The sequence below is a fragment of the Salinicola socius genome, assembly GCF_001937195.1.
Lineage (GTDB): Bacteria > Pseudomonadota > Gammaproteobacteria > Pseudomonadales > Halomonadaceae > Salinicola > Salinicola socius.
In genome coordinates, this window is the sequence record NZ_MSDO01000151.1 from 1 (window position 1) to 571 (window position 571).

At 66.2% G+C, this 571-nt stretch carries 1 protein-coding gene; it reads left to right on the top strand.

All coding sequences use genetic code 11. The annotated features are described in order from the left end of the window. Positions 1-571 (top strand): Ig-like domain-containing protein (locus tag BTW07_RS19955; protein WP_167369315.1); only part of this gene is annotated, 571 nt, incomplete at both ends.

Consider the following 571-nt stretch of genomic DNA (forward strand, 5'->3'; position numbering starts at 1 on the left):
CGAGAACGCTACTCTCAATATCGCCGCGGCCCAGGGCGTGCTGGCCAACGACAGCGATGTCGACGGCGGCACGCTGAGCGTCAGCGCGGTCAACGGCGTAACAGGTAGCGTGGGGCAGGCCATCACCGGCTCCAACGGTGGGACCTTTACCCTTAACGCCGACGGCTCCTACAGCTTCAATCCGGGCACGACGTTCGATCGCCTGGCCGCGGGTCAGACCGAAACCACTAAAGTCAGCTACACCGTCAGCGAGGGCCAGGGCGGCACCGCCACCTCGACGCTGACCGTAACGGTGACCGGCACCAACGACGCACCGGTCGCTCAGGCAGGCACGGCCACGACGGAAGAGAACACGCTGCTGACCGGTCAGGTCCCGGCGGCATCGGATGTCGATGGGACGATCGCCGGTTACGACCTGGCGACGGATGTCGGCACCGGCAACGGCAGCCTCAGCTTTAATAGCGACGGCAGCTACAACTTCACGCCCGGCACCGACTTCGACGGTCTGGCCGCGGGCGAGAGCCGCGACGTCACCTTCAGCTACACCGCCACCGATAACGACGGCGGCGTC